The organism is Vibrio sp. 2CM40D, from assembly GCF_023161825.1.
Classification (GTDB): Bacteria; Pseudomonadota; Gammaproteobacteria; order Enterobacterales; family Vibrionaceae; genus Vibrio; species Vibrio alginolyticus.
The window spans coordinates 108,427-125,857 of record NZ_JALNTL010000010.1 but is presented as its reverse complement, the minus strand read 5'-3'; the positions used below and the strand labels follow the sequence as shown (position 1 = coordinate 125,857).

Genomic DNA, 17,431 nt, shown 5'->3' with positions numbered 1-17,431 from the left:
TTAATCACTTGCTGCCAATTTCTTTTCTAACGTTTGTATTGCCCAAGATAAGGTACTAGTCAGAAGCAAATAAAGGGCCGCTACGGTAAACCAAACTTCAAATGGGGCAAAACTACCACTTACGACTTCCCTGCCCGCTTTTGTCAGATCAGTAATCGAAATCACGGAGACAAGTGAGGAATCTTTTATCAGGTTGATAAACTGCCCGGCTAAGGGAGGTAATGTCTGCTTAAACGCTTGAGGTAAAATGACATAAATCATCGCTTTGGGATAGTTCATTCCTAGTGAACGCGCCGCTTCCATTTGTCCTCTTGGGATTGACTGGATTCCTGACCGCACAATTTCTGCGACATAAGCAGCGGTAAACACGGAGAGCGCTATCACTCCCGCAGTAAAACGCTCAAGGTCAAGCACAGTACCAATAAAGAAGTAAACGATAAAAATCTGTACTAAAAGAGGCGTTCCACGAATAACCTCGACATACACAAGCGCCAGCTTTTTTAATGCCGGATTGCTGGATATGCGCATTAGTCCGACAACTAAGCCCAACGCTAGAGCAATGATAAGTGACCAGAGTGAGATTTTAATGGTCGTCACAACACCATCTAAAATTGGGCCAGAGCGCCACTCTTTTATAGTTGCTAAGGTATCTCCTTCAAAAATAAGATCACCTTCATAGACGTCCACAGACTTATATTGGCTTAGTTCAAGAACAATATCACCATGAATACTCTCCAGAGCCAGTTGGTTATTCTCGTCGAGAATGATGTTCCCATCGACAGGCGCGGTAATGGATGAAGCAGCGTTAGTGGCAATATAAGGAAGGACACGCTCCCAATTCCAGCTGTAATCGATTCGCTTACCTGACAGATAGACAAGACCGCAAATTGATAGCAAAACAAGAACAAAAACAGCGTTCCACAATAGGGATTTAAAGTTATTTTGCATGTGATTCCGAGAATGACTTTGATTAAAGTTGGTTGGGTATTTGAATAAAGAAAAGCGTTAGCTTCACAGCGCGAACCGTTTGGTTGGCGATGAACCAAGCCAGAAGCTAACCGCTCCTCTACAATAACAATATGATTACTTGACTTGCTTTAACCATTTATCGTCGTTAAACCACTTATCGTAAATGCGATCGTAAGTTCCATCGCCCTTAATTTGACGTAAATAGTTGTTTAAGAAGTTGAGCGTATCTGGATTTCCTTGCGGCACAGCCCAACCCAAAGGCTCGTAAGTAAACGGTTTAGCCAAGTGCATTAACTGCCCTTTGTTTTCCGCCACATAAATAGAGTTGTAAGGAAAGTCATAAACAAACGCATCTACCTTTCCGTTGGCAACCTCAAGTACCGCTTCAGACTGAGTTTCGTATAGATTTATCTTAGCTTTCGGAAGGTATCGTTTTACCGCTTGCTCACCCGTTGTCCCAAGCTTAGTTGCAACAACATATTCTGGACTATTGAGATCTCGGTAACTAGACACTTTACCTTCATGTTTGAGATCTACGAGAATGGATTGACCAATAACCACATAGGGATCAGCGAAATTCACCTGAGTATTTCGCATAGGTGTGATAGTCATCCCGCCCATAATCATGTGACACTTACCAGTCAACAGTGTTGGGATAATGCCATCCCATGAAGTGTTTACCGGAACAAACTTAACATCCATGGCACGCGCCATTTGCTTACCCAAATCGATATCAAACCCGATGTACTGCCCATTTTTTGCTGTCATTTCAAAAGGCATATACCCAGAATCAAAGCAGACTTTTAGCTCCCCTGTACTTTTGATGTCGTCTAAAATTGGGTCTGCATTAACCGTCGTCGAAACAGCTAACCCCAGTGCAGCAAAACACAATAACTTTTTCATGGATATTCCTTTATCATTTGTTGTAAAGTTTTTTTATACACGACAATAGAATAAAAAACCACAAATAATGACTTTTTAATCACTGGAATTTGTAGGATCGTTACTAAGCTGGAAGATCTGAATGAAAATCTATACCAAGCCATTGCAATTGAATTGCATGCATTAAGTGATTAAGTTGTAGGCAGGTCACTATAACGACAAGAAACATACGCTTTGACTGAATAGTCAGCGTTTCCGAGAGTGGTTTAATTATTAACGAAACCATACAGATATTCGCTTTTTCACATTGACCGTAATGTCAAAAGTGCTTGAGTTTTATTGTTGACAATTCTTCCATAGTCAATGGTCACAAATGTGATGTACAGCACATTTCTATAATGGCACTATCACCTTTGTCGAGAGATATTAACAAGGATTCGTTGGACATCTTGACTTTGTAATACAAATAAAAAGGTGACTATATGAAAAAACTAATGACGCTCTCATCACTATTATTATTCAGTTTATCTGCTACTGCTGGTATTCATGTCGAACACTCTACAAACAAAGTTGTTCTCAATGACTTTACGACAAAAGATGCCGCTTATAGCTCTGCGTTTGATCTTGTCGATGAATACCAAACGCTATCAAAACATGAACTTAGAAATCGTCTAAACATCATTGGAAGCGGTTTCCCTCGTGATATTGCAATCGATGATAGTAAGGTGAGAGTTGAAGAATACGCACTTAACCGTGATGAAGTTAAATATCGTGCAATCATAAACTTCGATTATCACTTCAGAACAAGTGACGGCGGTAAAAACTAAAAAATCATCTGCACCTTTACTTTCTTAGAGCCCTTCCTATTTTAAGAAAGTAAAGGTGTCTAATCACATTGAAACGACTGCTTTTCATAAATCGCTCTCTCCTTACATAAACAGTATCAATCCCTACCTCTATCGTTTACATAAGAATCTTTTTTCCAATCTTCATTGAGATACATTTCGTCGTTTGGCGCTTTGTCATTCACTTGGTTCGCCATATGGATTCCACATCACTTAAATGAAAAAGACCCTTGAAATTGAGTTCACTTTTTTATGAAGATTAACTCAACCTAAGATTGACAATTTTCGTTATATTTTACTCGTTTATAGCAATATATAAAATGACTATTTTTTTAATTAACCATAAAGTGTGAAAATAAAAAAGGCAACAAGACATTTCTTGTTGCCAAAGAAAAAATACATCATTCAAAAAATATGAAAATGAAAACTAGCAGTGGACTAGCTAACAAAACCATTATATTCAAAACACTTAAACAAGTAACGATCAATATAATCCATTATATATGGACGAAAGTCAGCACTTATGAAATTACACCGATAAATAAAAAAGCCTGAAAATAGTTTCAGGCTTTTTATCTTTATTAATTTTTAGAATGAATATCTCGCAGCTATTGCAAGAATATCGTCTTCATTGTCTACATCTGTAATTCTGTATTCTGCTAATGCTTTAAAATTAGAAGTCAAATCGTACTCTGCACCTAGTGAGTAGTAATCGACGACGTCTTCATCATCACGCTCTAGATTGTTATAGCCAACAAGTGCCCAAAGCTTATCTGTTATTTCATAAGTGGCAACTGCTTCAATACCGGTGTAATCAATATTACTTTCAGAACCATCTTTAGCCCAGTTTTCACCATCACTGTATAAAACAGAGGCATAAAACTTGTCGTATTCAAATGCAATAGCACCCGTTAGCAGCTCTGCATCTTCTGCACCCGATTGCCCTTCACCTTCGTTGTAACCAAGCGCAACTTTGAAGCCATATGGCAACTTGTAGTCAGCCGCCGCACCATAAGAGGCTGCATCTGTTGACACTTCATCGTTTTCAGCCTGATAGCTAACATGAATATTCAAACCTTCATAGCTTGTCGTTAGCTTAAATACTGAATCGGAGCGACCGGTACCATATAGATCCGCACTTACGCCAGCAGCTTCATTACCAAACTCCGGGAAAATATCCGTGTAGTCAGATACTAAAGTGACCGCACCGTATTGACGTCCATAACTTACTGTTCCGTAATCTGCACCAACTCCTACATAGCCTTTTCGGATATCAAATTCATCATCTTCAATCCCACCAGCATCTCTGCGATTAGACTTAAATTCCAACTCATATAAGCCGAAGGCATAAAGATCTTCATTTATTTTAGACTCACCTGCAAGTCCTACACGAATGTAGCTATTATCTCCGTCTGCATTTTTATCATCAGAGAAATAATACATCCCTTGCGCTCGGCCATGAATATTTAATACTGATTCTTGATCTTCATAAACTACGGCTGAATTTGCAGCACTTGCAGAAAAAAGTGCTGCGATTGCGATCGACGTTCTTGTCATTTTCATTTAATTACCACTACTTGTGTTGTTTGAATCGAGTGAAATTATGAACAGTGGCAATTATTTTTAAAGTGCAAATTCAACCATATTCTATGGATAAATATAAACAAGCCCTCAATCTAAAACATTATGTCCTAGTACTCATATTAGTTGAGATAATCCATCCAAACAGGAGGCGTCCCTATTATTTTTTGAACAGTATCAATGAACAGTTTGGCTAATGGTTGTTGATTTCGGTGAGTATACATTGCATATATTTCCCCTATTGCGGGAAGATTATAATCAGGAAGCAACTGTACAAGATCTTGTTTACTCAAACTCTCCTGAAGAAAGAACTGCCCTATTAAAGCATACCCTAGATCAGATTTTACGGCATCGAGCATTAGCTCAGTTTCATTCACGAAGTACTGCCCGTTGATATTATACGTTCTAACGTCGCTTGATGACTGGCTTGGAGCTATACGTAGCTTATCCGCCTTAAAGTTAGCATTAGAGTATATTACTGCTGGCATTTTTATAAGCTCTTCTGGAGAGCTCGGGGTTCCATACTTGTCAATAAAACTCTTCGATGCAACCAGTGCCATATTATTGCTTGCCAACTTACGTACTATCATGTTGGACTCTCGGATTGGTCCGATACGAAACACAACATCAAAACCTTCGTGGATAACATCGACTCGATTATCATCGAGCAGCAGCTCTACAGTAATGTTTGGGTACTGTTTTATAAACTCTTTAACTGCCTGATTTAAGTATGCTCTGCCAAAGAAAGTGGAGCTTGATATTTTCAGATTACCTTTCGGTTCATCCTGAAATGTAGCAGCAATACTACGAGTTTCAGTTAGAACCTCTCTTACTTTCTTAGCTTGCGCCACCATCTCAACACCAGCATTAGTCAGGGATAGCGAACGCGTGGAACGGTTTAACAGCCGTAAGCCCAATTCATCCTCTAGCTTTTTGATCTGTTTTGACAAAGCTGAACGATCTATATGATTTCTGTCAGCAGCCTTAGCAAAAGTTCCGTATTCAGAGACATCCAGTAGTAATTCAAGTTGGCTTGCGAGATCCACTGCACAATTCCTTATTTAGTTTTTATTCTTTATGTGATGGGAAATGGATTTTACAAAATTAATTTCAATTTTTTATGGTTCAAATTGCATCAGTGAATTGCAAATAATGCACGAATTAAAAACGCTTTAATTTTCGTCGCTATCTTTAGCTTCAGTTTAGTTATTCCTATCTATTATGGCTTATTACATTTAACAATACTCCACGTCTTTAAAACCCTAAACTGATCTTTTTCAAACCAAAAAATGAGCATTTTGACCAATATTTAATCGTGCATTTTTATCACTACTCTATGTTCGCTGAGGGCCTATTTACCCATAGGTACAATGAATACAATGCCGTTCCTTTTAGTATGAACAGAATCATTTAGGGCGCGACAAATGTTAAAGAAAGTTTTCGGCATTGGCCTTTTATCCGTTTTAGCTGCTTGTGCAGACGAAGAGATAACCAAACAACCTAATACTCCCTTACCTACGATAGACGTCTCCAAAGTCATCTATGAGCCCGTTCAATCGTGGTTCACCTTTACAACAAGGCTTCAAGCCCCAGAGAAAGTTTCTTTAATGCCACGCGTTTCCGGAGTTATTGAAACGGTAGAGTTCAAAGACGGACAGAGTGTCAACAAAGGCGACTTACTCGTCACTCTTGATGATCGAACCTTCAAAGCTCAGGTCTCACGACTTGAAGCGCAAGTTAAGAGTGCTCGAGCTGCGCTAGAGCAAGCAGCAAACGAACAAAAGAGAGCCGCTCAACTTGTTAAGCGAAAGGCCATCTCAGCGGAACAAGCAGAGGCCCGAGATACCGCAGTAAAACAACGCTCTGCAGAACTAATGGCCTTGCGTGCTCAGTTAGAATCCGCAAAGTTAGATCTTGAGTTTACGAAGATATATGCCCCTATTAGCGGCACTATTTCAAGAGCATTCATTACTAAAGGAAACAATGTAAACGCAAATCAAAGCGTTATATCAAACATTGTCTCTAACGATCAGGTATATGCATACTTTGATGTCGATGAGCGAACTTGGAACCGTTACTTCTCGACAATCAATGCCGACTCTAACTTACCTACTCGTCTTGAACTATCTGGACAAAATGGGCAGGAGTTTTTTGGACGCGTTGACTTTGTCGACAACTCCATCAACGAAAACACCGGTACTTTGCAGGTTCGAGCGGTATTCGATGCAACAAAATCAAACTTAAAAGTGGGATCGTTTGGCCGAGTTCAGATATCAACAACCAAACCAGTTGAACGAGTTCTCGTTCCAGAGCGTTCTATTGGCACAGATCTAGAAAACCGCTTTGTATTAACACTCAATGAAGAGAATACGTTGCAATACAGCATCGTAACCTTAGGCGAACGTTACGGAACATTTCGTGCTATCGAGAATGGCTTGAACGCCGACTCAATTATTGCGGTAAATGGCCCAGCAAAAGTTGGCCCAAATAGCAAAGTCACACCAAAAAATGTCACGCTAGATATTAGCAATACTTCATTGATTATGGCTTCAAACTCAACATCGTTGCCAAACAAACGTTTAGCTCAAGACTAAGAAGACAACCGAATGAAATTTGCACACTTTTTTATTCAAAGACCCATATTTGCCTCTATGTTATCGCTATTGATATTAATAGTAGGCGCAATTTCACTTTTGCAGTTGCCTGTGAGTGAATATCCAGAGGTTGTCCCTCCTACAGTAGTAGTTACAGCAAACTATCCTGGTGCGAACCCAAAAGTAATCGCAGAAACAGTTGCTACGCCTCTGGAGCAAGAAATTAATGGTACAGAAAACATGTTATATATGTTTTCACAGGCAACCAGTGACGGCAGAATGACATTGACCGTAACCTTTGCTTTAGGTACGGACTTGGACAAAGCTCAGGTTCAAATTCAAAATCGCGTCACTACAGCTTTGCCCCGGTTACCAGAAGCCGTCCAACGGTTAGGAGTTGTTGCCGAAAAAGCCTCTCCTGATCTCACCATGGTTGTGCATATATATTCTCCAGATTCTAGCCGTGAAGTCAGTTATTTAGCTAACTACGCTAATTTAAACTTGAAAGATGAGATAGCTCGGCTCGGAGGCGTTGGTGATGTGCGCCTTTTCGGTGGTGACGAGTACTCAATGCGCTTGTGGTTAAATCCAGATGAGCTCGCTTCTAGAAATCTAACCGTAATGGACGTTGTCTCCGCCGTCCGATCTCAAAACCAACAGGTGGCAGCAGGCTCATTAGGTGCGCAACCAGCCGCTAATGAAAACCAATTCCAAGTTTTGTTGAACGTAAAAGGCCGCTTGGAGAATATTGATGAATTCAACGACATTGTAGTAAAAGTTGACGAAACAGGGGCTTTGACACGTCTTAAAGACGTTGCACGCGTAGAGCTAGGTCAAAACTCTTATGCACTGCGCGCCTTGTTAAATGGTAAACCAGCGGTGGCGATGCCCGTATTCCAGCGCCCTGGTGCTAATGCTATTGAGCTATCTAATCAGGTTCGTTCAACCATGGACCGTTTACAAACAGCCTTTCCAGCTGGAGTTTCATATGAAATAGCCTACGACCCGACCGTCTTTGTTCGTGGTTCGATAGACGCGGTGGTTCATACTCTGCTAGAGGCAATTGTACTTGTTGTTGTCGTAGTCATTTTGTTTTTGCAAACATGGCGCGCGTCTATCATCCCTATCATTGCGGTGCCTGTTTCATTAATCGGTACGTTCGCTGTAATGCAAATGCTCGGAGTATCGATTAACACACTTTCGTTGTTTGGACTTGTTCTCGCCATAGGCATCGTCGTCGATGACGCCATTGTCGTCGTCGAAAACGTGGAACGGAACATCCATAATGGCCTTGCACCACTAGAAGCAACGAAACAAGCAATGACCGAAGTTACCGGGCCAATTATTGCAATTGCTTTAGTGTTATGTGCGGTGTTCATCCCGACGACCTTTATTACAGGGTTATCCGGTCAGTTTTATAAGCAGTTCGCACTAACAATTACGATCTCGACGATTATTTCAGCAATTAACTCGTTGACGTTATCGCCTGCTTTATCAGCACTGCTATTACAAGATAAGAACGCAAAACCCGATCGGCTAACCAAGCTATTGGATGCGGTTTTTGGTAAGTATGTTTTTGCGCCATTCAATAGAATTTTTGAGTACAGCTCGAACCAATATCAAGCTCTGGTCAAGAAGCTGATTCGCTTTAGCCTTGTTGTTGTGGTGGTATACATTGCGTTACTCGGGGGAACGGCTTCTCTATTCAAAGCAGTTCCTGGAGGATTCATTCCTCAACAAGATAAGCAGTATTTAGTTGCGATCGCCCAACTTCCAGATGCAGCAAGTTTAGATAGAACAGAGTCCGTTATTAAAGAAATGGAAAACCTCGCGCTGGCAACACCTGGCGTAGCACAAACCATTTCTTTCCCAGGCTTATCGGTCAATGGTTTTACTAACAGTCCGAATAGTGGCATCGTTTTTGTTACGCTTGAGGACTTCGATAAACGAAATGATCCAACTCTCGGCGCAAATGCGATTGTTGCATCTTTAAATAAGAGCTTTTCAATTATTGATGAAGCCTTCGTTGCGATTTTTCCACCACCACCAATCCAAGGACTTGGATCTACTGGCGGCTTTAAGCTTCAAATCGAAGACCGTGCGAACAAGGGGTTTGATGAGCTCTTCAAGCAATTGAACTTGGTAATAAGTGAGGCATCAACAAGACCCGAGCTGATGGGATTATATTCCACATTTCGTATACAAGTGCCGCAGATGGACATCCAAATAGATCGTGAACAAGCGATGCTGCAAGGTGTTCCTCTAGAGCAGGTTTTTGATGCGCTTCAAGTTTATTTAGGATCGTTGTACGTCAATGACTTCAATATGTTTGGTAGAACATACAAAGTGAATGCCCAGGCAGACATGAACTATCGTCTCGAACCTGACCAAATACTTAACTACAAAGTAAGAAATGCTGCCGGACAAATGGTTCCTCTCGGCGCTGTACTGGAGATCATACCTACGATTGGGCCTGACCGCGTGATGCACTATAACGGCTACCCTAGTGCAGAACTAAACGGCAGTCCTGCTTTTGGTTACAGTTCTGACCAAGCCCAAACGGCTATTGAGGAAGTACTGGATCAAAACCTAGCAGAGGGAATGGTTTATGAATGGACTGATGTAACCTACCAGCAGATTTTGGCTGGTAACACGATGGTGTATATATTCCCACTTGTTGTTTTGTTAGTTTTCATGGTGCTAGCTTCGCAGTACGAGAGTTTAAAACTGCCATTCGCTATCATTTTGATCGTTCCTATGACCATTTTTTCTGCACTAGCAGGTGTTTGGTTCATTGGTGGTGACAACAATATATTCACACAAATTGCTTTGATTGTCCTTGTGGCTCTAGCGTGTAAAAATGCCATCTTGATGGTGGAGTTCGCTAAAGAACTTAAAGACAATGGCCAAGATACCTTATCAGCGATTTTGGAAGCATGTCGTTTACGTCTTCGACCGATTCTAATGACATCAATTGCATTTACCGCTGGTGTTATTCCATTAATGATTGGTACAGGGGCCGGAGCGGAAATGCGACAAGCAATGGGTATTGCCGTATTCTCGGGTATGGTAGGCGTAACGGTATTTGGATTACTACTCACACCTGTTTTTTACATGTTAGTGAGTCGAAACAAAAAACGTCAAACACTATAACCATAATATAAATACTCATTTATATTCATACTAAAGGGAGCTATTGCTCCCTTTTCTTTTGGTTATTAAGTATATTAATAATTTCTAGACAGAGCAGCAGTTATACATGAAACTAATACGCTAATATCTAACCTGGATAAACATTGTGGATTTAGCAAATAAACTACACCTGCTTTTAGAAGTCTCTAAAGCTGGATCTTTTGCAAAAGCAGCAGATGGGATGAATATCGACCGCTCTGTTTTATCTAAACACATCAAGCAGTTAGAAGAGCACTTAGGCGTTAGGCTATTAAACAGAACAACTCGCTCTCTTTCATTAACACAAGTCGGCAAGCAAATAGTTGAAAAAGCAGACCAAATATCTCAACTCCTTGATGATACTCAACAAATAGCGGAGAACTTTCAGACTGAGCCTTCAGGGAAAGTACGAATTTCAAGCTCAACATTATTTGGAAAACTCTATCTACAACCTTCGATAGAGAAGTTTTTACATAAGTACCCAAAAGCAAGTGTTGAACTAATGCTAGATGATCTTCATGTAGACGTGATTAGAAGTAATTTTGATATTGCTTTTCGAATCGGACCTATGAGGGATTCATCAATGGTAGCAAGAAAATTAGCAAAAAATACGACTGCAATCATTGCTTCTCGAAATTTAATTGAAAAACATGGTAACCCAGAAACGCCTGATGAGTTAGTTAAGCTACCTTTTATTATTTATTCAAATGGTAATTTTATTGTCGATAAACTTAAATTCTACGACAAAGCAAAATCAGATGGTTTAGATACATACCCAATATCAGGGTCATACATGGTCAATGAAGCTGAGCTAATAATTGAAAGCGTAAAGTCAGGTCTGGGCGCAGCACTTATAGGTCAATTTATGCTTCCTAAAAACCTAGAGTCTTCTAATTTAGTCCAACTTTTACCAGAATATGAAACTCAAGATTTTGGTGATATTTATGCCATGTACTCACACCGTCAGCAATCACCATTGGTTAGGGCATTCATTGATATCGTTCAAGAAGAAGTTGGCATACCACCAATATGGGAAAAGCATTTCAATAAAAGCTAGGTGATTCTATTTAACCAAAATTAACAGAAAAAAATCAAATAAAATAAAATAAAATCAACAAATTAAACCATAAAGAATTTAAGATTCAACGAAGTTTAATGTTAGGTGAATTAAGTTCCATTCTAAATGGCGCTTAATTCACTAAATATAAAACATTCTTGGTTTATAATACTAACAAATCCATCACCTATACAAGTTACGATGTATATTAAAGAAAAACACACCTCGGTCACTAGTTTGTTAGTATATAAAATATCTTATCTTATTTTTTTGGTTATTTATACGTTAGCAACGATTTATTTTAGCGTACAAATGGACAAAAGCACATCGGAGAACTCTCTTATAGAAATGACTCAAATAGCATTTGTGCTTTTTTCATCGTTAATGTGTTTGTATAAATCTAAGGAATATCTTGAACTCAAACACATATTAGTAATAATGTCTTCATTTTTTATGGTTATATTCGTTAGAGAAATGGACTACCACATAGAGCAGTATTTCTCTCACGGTTCATGGAAGTACCCTGCTTGGATTATAATAGTCTCGGTCTGTTATTTTTGTTTTAATAACATAGTTAACATAAAAAATGAGGTCAAATTTTTCATTTCTCATTCTAGCTTCACGACATTAACGATTGGCTTTTTCATTGTTTTCTTATTCTCACGCTTTGCAGGGTATGGTGATTTTTGGGTCGAGTTTATGGGGAACTCATACAATAGAGACGTGAAAAACTTGGTCGAAGAAAGCTTAGAGTTACTAGGTTACGCGATACTTTTAAACGGTGTTTTACTTATTAAAGTAGAAAACCACTAAGTATAAATAAAAGTTCATAGCTTGTAGTTCAAGCTTTGAACTTTTTTGGTTAAAAAAAAGCAGCAAATTATATTTGCTGCAAATGATGAAAAAAACAATATGCGTAAGTTAACTTCCTAGCAATGGATGCGTTAACGAGTTAATAATAACGAACCGTAACAATTAAGTCTCGTTGAAAATAATCCATAAAGAATGGCATTTATTACACTGTTAATTATGTAATCTAATCTAGTTATCACACGCCGTCGTTTTTATATCTTATCTCTTTCCGTCAATAAATAGCTCTTCACATCAGATCCCATTTATCATCCCACAACAGTCGGATTCAAAACAAAGCAATAAAAATCAATAAATTAGAAGTAGCCACTTAAAAAATAAAAAGGAGTAAAAACGAAACTATATCAGATAGAACATATTAAAGATCACCGACTCTGAGTAGAAAGCCGTTCATACTCGTTACGCATACAATCAATAAAGACTTCCATCGCCGGCGTCACACACTTCCCAGCATGATAAGCGCAGAGTGGCTTGATCATCTGTGAAAATTCGGTGAACTCAAGCTCTTGTAAACTGCCCTCTTGCAACTCTTTTTCAACCGTAAAACGAGGTAAGTAAGAGATACCAATATTACTCTCAACGCAATTTTTGATCGTATTAATACTGCTAAGTTCGATCATGTTGTCGATGCTAATATCACGCTCTTGAATAATGCTCTCAAACATCTGTCGAAAAAGGCACTTAGGGCCATTGCTTATAAACCCTAAATCAATATGTTGCTCTCTCTTCTTTAAATCTAGCCCTTTTAAAAGCGGTGAAGCAACCAATACCAGTGGCTCCTGCTCAAACTCGTGGACCTTGAGCGTATCGTCATTACCTACTCGATAAAACACACCTAAATCAGCTTTATCCGCTATCAACTCATCTCGAATCTGATAGCAATTTTGTGATTGCAGAGAGAGTCTGACATTGGGCGCTCTGATCCTGAACTCTTTTAAAACATTAGCCATCTTATAAGCAAGTTGAGTCTCAGCAACCAGCACTTTCAATTCACCGGTCGGCTCCGAGTTTTCTTGCTGTGCTGTTCCCTCAATATTTTCCATCACTCGCGCCAGTTCATAGACGTAAGGCAGTATCTTTTCTCCTGCTTGAGTCAAAACCATCTTACGCCCTATTTTTTCGAACAGCTGCAGAGACAGATCTTGTTCCAACTGCTTGATTTGAAAGGTGACGGTTGATTGCGTGCAATAAAGCTTCTGTGACGCTTTTAGAAACGATCCTTCTTCAACAATAGCTTTAAAAGTAAGAAAGCGTTTTAGATTCATGACTAGACTCCACAACCAACAGTTCAATAAATTAAAAGTCTTAGTTTTAATTTATTCAATTTTTTAATCAATTGTAGCGAAGTATAGTGCAGTAAAAACAGGAGAGATAGAGATGACAGCCATCTACACCGCATTTTTTACTTACGTAATCATTACTTCAATTACACCAGGGCCAAACAACATTTTATCGCTCAGCATCGCGACGCAATATGGACTAAAACGCTCAACAAAAGTGATTTCGGGGATGTTTTGTGGCTATGTTGTTTTGATGCTACTTTGTGGCGCTTTCACGTATAACATGATCAGCCTCTTGCCCGTGATTACACCTTGGCTAACATGGATTGGAGCAGCTTATATTGTTTGGTTGGCTTGGGGGCTTGCTACGAGTGAGATCAAAACTTCATCGGATAATTCTAAAGGTATCAGTTTCTTAACAGGTTTCGGTTTGCAGTTCGTTAATGTGAAAATCATTCTTTATGGAATTACCTCTATTTCTACGTTCGTACTGCCCCACACTCAGAATATCTACTGGATCTTAGCGACTAGCCTCATTCTTGCTTTGATCGCACTCCTTAGCAACGTAGTTTGGGCCGTTGCAGGAAAGCTACTTCAATCGCAATTCCAGAGATATGGCAAAGTCATCAATATGAGCTTAGCAGCAGCTCTGATCTATTGTGCGACACAGTTATTTACTTAAGTATATAGTTGATCATCAAGAACAATATTGCTCTTCAACTTAGACGACTACGTTTATGTGAAGAGCAAATTCTGCTCTACAAATCGCTGCGGTTTCTCGTGCCCTTACTCGCTCCTCCCGCTCCTTCATACGGCAGTTTTTGAAGAAGTAGATTCAACGTCACTTAATCAACCTAAAGAGACGAAATCTTTTTTAGTTATACAGACACGGCCTTGTCGACCTCGGCAATAACTAAGCATTACTTAGTATACACAAATCAGAAAAACTAAGATAATCTTAGTCATCCAAGTCCTTAGTGTGAACTTTAAGTGTTGTTTAATAACCCACTCCCAGCCCGCCTTAAGCATGCGCGTAAACAAGCGAATCTGTCCCAAAAAGCACTGGGCATCCGTATCGGCATGGATGATAGTTCTGCAAGTGCAAGGATGAATCAATACGAAAGGGAGCGCCATACTCCCGACGTAAAAACGCTCAAACTTATCGCAGATGAGCTAAACGTGCCTCTAAACTATTTTTTTTGTGAAGATGAAATCACCGCTGAACTTGCTGTGAATCTCCACAAGCTGTCAAATGATGACAAGCAAAGAGTGCTTGAGAGCACAGCCCAGCTGATTGCAGACGCAATCGCCACGAAGTCGAGTACGTAATTGGGATTAAACGCCTAAGAATACGTATCAATACCAAAGAATCAAAGAGCATAACTAAGGGTTCAACATGGCTACAACAAAAGCACTTGTGGTTTTTTCCGGTGGGCAGGACTCTACGACCTGCTTAATCGATGCATTAAATACATATGATGAAGTTCATGCTATAACGTTTGATTATGGCCAGCGTCATTCAGATGAAATAGATATCGCTATCGAATTAGGTAAGCAACTTAACATCAAAAGCCACAAAGTCCTGGATGTAAAATCAATTAATGAGTTAGCGATAAGCTCGCTGACAAGAGACAACATTCCGGTATCTAATGACTTAAGCGACGCTAACGTACCCAATACATTCGTTCCAGGGAGAAACATTCTCTTTCTTACTTACGCATGTATCCATGCTTACCAGCTTGGCATTCAAGACATCATTACGGGAGTCTGCGAAACAGACTTTAGTGGTTACCCTGACTGCCGAGACAACTTTATTCGCTCTCTAAATCTCTCTTGCAATTTAGGTATGGATAAAGCCTTCAATATTAAGACTCCTTTAATGTGGCTTACTAAAGCAGAGACCTGGGCTCTAGCTGATAAGCACAATATGTTGGAGTTTGTCCAAAACAATACTTTAACATGTTACAACGGAATCGTTGGTAAAGGCTGTGGTGAATGCCCAGCGTGCCTACTGCGACAAAGCGGCTTAGAAGAATACTTAGCGAGCAAATAGTCTTTGTTAGCGGTAATAATAGCGGTGGATAAAACCTTTTGCGTTCGCTTCTAAACGTTTTATCTCAGCGTGAAACTCCAGCCAACAGAGCTTCATTTTGATGCCGCCAGATTGGTGGCATCAATTAAATGCGAAACGATTGTCGAACCAAAGATAGCACCACACCACAACAGCCAACACTGCTTAGCTTTTACAACGCTATAAATTGTTTAGATATATCGACAATGTTTCGATAGCAAAGCTACTAACGGCATTACTCGCGAAACCGGAATTAGATAGAAAAGCTACCTCGAATGATGACGAGTCTCTCGTCTAAGCAATACTCAAATATTTATGAGTTTGAACAGACAAACGCCAATTGCGGGCAATGCACGTATCAATACACAATTGCGTAGCACGAGGCTTCTGGCTAATTGGTTGTAGTGCAATGATAGTCTCAGCCGCTACGTTCGCATTTGCTAAAAGGTCATCAAGGTGGTCGATGTCTTTCTGGGTGCCGACTGGATGCTTAATCTCATTTGCTCGCTCTAACGCGCTATTAAGCACCGGCAATTTACCTTTCATTGCCACTTTTGGTGACACTGTCACCCACGTGTTTCCTGAAGTAATCACTTCTGATGTGCCACTGGTTTCAATTTGGCATTGGCACCCCATATCTTCAAACGCCTTTGTTAAAGGGCGCAGATCATAAATACAAGGCTCTCCACCAGTAATCACGATATGCTTAGCATTAAAGCCTTGCTGTTGGTATTGCTCTACGATGTTCTCGGCAGATGCAACACACCACGTCGGAGAGTCTTCCGTTTTCACCAGAATATCGCCTATTTGACGTTGATCATTCTCATCTGCATACCACGTTTGTTTGGTATCGCACCATGAGCAACCAACCGGACACTCTTGAAGCCGAACAAAAACAGCAGGGACTCCAGTAAAAACCCCTTCCCCTTGGATGGTTTCAAACATCTCATTTAGCTTATACAACGCAGAACTCACTCAACTCATAACATTTCGAGGCGAAGACCATAATGGACACGCGTGTCTAGGTCAATTTAAACCAAAAATTAATTGTTAAAATAGACCATTTTGTAGTTTCATAGCGTAATGAATATAGGTTTCTGGTTAACGTTAAACCAAGCCTTATTCACTGACAGCTCCCAAAAAACTTTAAGGTAAGAAATGATGTATAAACTGATCGCACTAGATATGGATGGCACGCTACTCAATAGTGATAAAGCCATTTCTGAAGAAAACAAACAAGCGATCGCAAAAGCTCGAGAAGCAGGCGTTACTGTCGTTCTCGCTTCTGGTCGCCCATTAGAAGGAATGCAAGACAAGCTCGACGAACTGAATATCCATTCCGATCGAGATTTTGTTCTTTACTACAACGGTTCGATGGTCAAGAACGTAGGCACAAACGACATCATCCACCAGCAAATCATAGATGGTAAAGCTGCAAAATTGGTGGCGCGAAAAGCCGAAGAGCTAGGTGCGTACGTCCATGCTTTTAGTCAAGTTCATGGTTTAATCACCAACGAACACAACCCTTACACCGATATTGAAGCAAAGATAAATGGCTTAAATGTCACCGAGATGAACTTCGAATCACTAGAAGACGATCATCCAATCATCAAAGCTATGATGGTTGCAGAGCCAAGCAAACTAACAGAAGTTATAGCAGCACTGCCAGCTGAAATGCGCGAAGCGTTTACGGTTGTTCAAAGCGCTCCGTTTTTCCTTGAGTTTCTTAACCCTGCGAGCAACAAAGGTATTGGTGTTGCCGCAATTGCCGAGTATCTGGGAATTAAACCGGAAGAAGTTATCTGTATGGGTGACGCAGAAAATGACCACCACATGCTGAAATACGCTGGCCTTGGTATCGCGATGGCAAATGCAATGGAAGAAACCAAGCAAATCGCTGACTACATTACGGCAAGTAATGATGAGCACGGTGTCGCTAAAGCTATAGAAAAGTTCGTGCTCAATGCATAGCCCTTTCCGCCATGTCTGTTGCGTTAAGCTTCTTACGTTTAACATCCCTAGCCGTCCAAGATAGGCAAGCGGCGTTGTTCGTGGACTAAACGTGTAAAAGCCTTGCTGTAATGCAAGGCTTTGTTTTTACTTAAATACTA

Annotated in this window: 14 protein-coding genes; 8 read left to right on the top strand and 6 right to left on the bottom strand. The window is 40.1% G+C overall.

Going from position 1 to position 17,431, the window contains the following annotated elements; all coding sequences use genetic code 11:
• Both MTF70_RS20150 and MTF70_RS20145 read right to left on the bottom strand, forming a co-directional pair.
• Positions 1 to 948 (bottom strand): amino acid ABC transporter permease, encoded by a 948-nt coding sequence (locus MTF70_RS20150; protein WP_005377325.1) that lies wholly within the window; start codon positions 946 to 948, stop codon positions 1 to 3.
• Between the two features lie 135 nt (positions 949 to 1,083).
• Positions 1,084 to 1,872, bottom strand: a complete 789-nt coding sequence (locus MTF70_RS20145) for a transporter substrate-binding domain-containing protein (protein ID WP_005377324.1) — start codon at positions 1,870 to 1,872, stop codon at positions 1,084 to 1,086.
• Between the two features lie 461 nt (positions 1,873 to 2,333).
• On the opposite strand from MTF70_RS20145, the gene MTF70_RS20140 reads away from it, so the two are divergent.
• The gene (locus MTF70_RS20140) at positions 2,334 to 2,678 is read left to right on the top strand and encodes a DUF3316 domain-containing protein (RefSeq protein ID WP_005377323.1); all 345 of its coding nucleotides are present in this window, start codon (positions 2,334 to 2,336) and stop codon (positions 2,676 to 2,678) included.
• A 606-nt stretch (positions 2,679 to 3,284) separates the two neighbouring features.
• Here MTF70_RS20140 and MTF70_RS20135 read toward each other — a convergent pair.
• Both MTF70_RS20135 and MTF70_RS20130 read right to left on the bottom strand, forming a co-directional pair.
• On the bottom strand, positions 3,285 to 4,259 hold the full coding sequence (locus MTF70_RS20135) for a porin (RefSeq protein ID WP_205461553.1): 975 nt from the start codon (positions 4,257 to 4,259) through the stop codon (positions 3,285 to 3,287).
• Between the two features lie 140 nt (positions 4,260 to 4,399).
• Positions 4,400 to 5,323, bottom strand: a complete 924-nt coding sequence (locus MTF70_RS20130; protein WP_005377321.1) for a LysR family transcriptional regulator — start codon at positions 5,321 to 5,323, stop codon at positions 4,400 to 4,402.
• A gap of 378 nt (positions 5,324 to 5,701) precedes the next feature.
• On the opposite strand from MTF70_RS20130, the gene MTF70_RS20125 reads away from it, so the two are divergent.
• The 3 genes from MTF70_RS20125 (at position 5,702) to MTF70_RS20115 (ending at position 11,099) form a co-directional block, all read left to right on the top strand.
• Positions 5,702 to 6,871, top strand: coding sequence for an efflux RND transporter periplasmic adaptor subunit (locus MTF70_RS20125; protein ID WP_053304410.1), 1,170 nt, complete (start codon positions 5,702 to 5,704; stop codon positions 6,869 to 6,871).
• A gap of 12 nt (positions 6,872 to 6,883) precedes the next feature.
• A complete protein-coding gene (locus tag MTF70_RS20120; RefSeq protein WP_025768140.1) occupies positions 6,884 to 10,024 on the top strand; it encodes a multidrug efflux RND transporter permease subunit in 3,141 nt (1,046 codons plus the stop codon).
• 145 nt (positions 10,025 to 10,169) lie between these two features.
• The gene (locus MTF70_RS20115) at positions 10,170 to 11,099 is read left to right on the top strand and encodes a LysR family transcriptional regulator (protein ID WP_205461551.1); all 930 of its coding nucleotides are present in this window, start codon (positions 10,170 to 10,172) and stop codon (positions 11,097 to 11,099) included.
• A 1,235-nt stretch (positions 11,100 to 12,334) separates the two neighbouring features.
• On the opposite strand, the gene MTF70_RS20110 is transcribed toward MTF70_RS20115, so the two are convergent.
• Positions 12,335 to 13,234 (bottom strand): LysR family transcriptional regulator, encoded by a 900-nt coding sequence (locus MTF70_RS20110; protein WP_033906147.1) that lies wholly within the window; start codon positions 13,232 to 13,234, stop codon positions 12,335 to 12,337.
• 112 nt (positions 13,235 to 13,346) lie between these two features.
• Between MTF70_RS20110 and eamB the strand changes: the two genes are divergently transcribed.
• The 3 genes from eamB to queC all read left to right on the top strand — a co-directional run bounded on the left by eamB (position 13,347) and on the right by queC (position 15,302).
• Positions 13,347 to 13,931 carry a cysteine/O-acetylserine transporter gene (gene eamB, locus MTF70_RS20105; RefSeq protein WP_005388201.1) on the top strand — a complete coding sequence of 195 codons (585 nt, stop codon included), beginning with the start codon at positions 13,347 to 13,349 and terminating at the stop codon, positions 13,929 to 13,931.
• Positions 13,932 to 14,239: 308 nt separating this feature from the next.
• Positions 14,240 to 14,578, top strand: coding sequence for a helix-turn-helix transcriptional regulator (locus MTF70_RS20100; protein WP_005388200.1), 339 nt, complete (start codon positions 14,240 to 14,242; stop codon positions 14,576 to 14,578).
• 67 nt (positions 14,579 to 14,645) lie between these two features.
• Positions 14,646 to 15,302: a 7-cyano-7-deazaguanine synthase QueC gene (gene queC / locus MTF70_RS20095; RefSeq protein ID WP_005377298.1), complete on the top strand. Its 657-nt coding sequence runs from the start codon at positions 14,646 to 14,648 to the stop codon at positions 15,300 to 15,302.
• A gap of 312 nt (positions 15,303 to 15,614) precedes the next feature.
• Here the strand turns inward: queC and queE are convergent, their stop codons facing one another.
• Positions 15,615 to 16,265, bottom strand: coding sequence for a 7-carboxy-7-deazaguanine synthase QueE (gene queE / locus MTF70_RS20090; protein WP_205461549.1), 651 nt, complete (start codon positions 16,263 to 16,265; stop codon positions 15,615 to 15,617).
• Positions 16,266 to 16,481: 216 nt separating this feature from the next.
• Between queE and MTF70_RS20085 the strand changes: the two genes are divergently transcribed.
• Positions 16,482 to 17,291 (top strand): Cof-type HAD-IIB family hydrolase, encoded by an 810-nt coding sequence (locus MTF70_RS20085; RefSeq protein WP_017821691.1) that lies wholly within the window; start codon positions 16,482 to 16,484, stop codon positions 17,289 to 17,291.
• Positions 17,292 to 17,431 lie beyond the last annotated feature (140 nt).

What these genes read in the sequence shown, in the direction of transcription:
- MTF70_RS20150 (WP_005377325.1), bottom strand. Translation starts at nt 948, where the DNA reads ATGCAAAATAACTTTAAATCCCTATTGTGGAACGCTGTTTTTGTTCTT.
- MTF70_RS20145 (WP_005377324.1), bottom strand. Translation starts at nt 1,872, where the DNA reads ATGAAAAAGTTATTGTGTTTTGCTGCACTGGGGTTAGCTGTTTCGACG.
- MTF70_RS20140 (WP_005377323.1), top strand. Translation starts at nt 2,334, where the DNA reads ATGAAAAAACTAATGACGCTCTCATCACTATTATTATTCAGTTTATCT.
- MTF70_RS20135 (WP_205461553.1), bottom strand. Translation starts at nt 4,259, where the DNA reads ATGAAAATGACAAGAACGTCGATCGCAATCGCAGCACTTTTTTCTGCA.
- MTF70_RS20125 (WP_053304410.1), top strand. Translation starts at nt 5,702, where the DNA reads ATGTTAAAGAAAGTTTTCGGCATTGGCCTTTTATCCGTTTTAGCTGCT.
- MTF70_RS20120 (WP_025768140.1), top strand. Translation starts at nt 6,884, where the DNA reads ATGAAATTTGCACACTTTTTTATTCAAAGACCCATATTTGCCTCTATG.
- MTF70_RS20110 (WP_033906147.1), bottom strand. Translation starts at nt 13,234, where the DNA reads ATGAATCTAAAACGCTTTCTTACTTTTAAAGCTATTGTTGAAGAAGGA.
- eamB (WP_005388201.1), top strand. Translation starts at nt 13,347, where the DNA reads ATGACAGCCATCTACACCGCATTTTTTACTTACGTAATCATTACTTCA.
- queC (WP_005377298.1), top strand. Translation starts at nt 14,646, where the DNA reads ATGGCTACAACAAAAGCACTTGTGGTTTTTTCCGGTGGGCAGGACTCT.
- queE (WP_205461549.1), bottom strand. Translation starts at nt 16,265, where the DNA reads ATGTTTGAAACCATCCAAGGGGAAGGGGTTTTTACTGGAGTCCCTGCT.
- MTF70_RS20085 (WP_017821691.1), top strand. Translation starts at nt 16,482, where the DNA reads ATGTATAAACTGATCGCACTAGATATGGATGGCACGCTACTCAATAGT.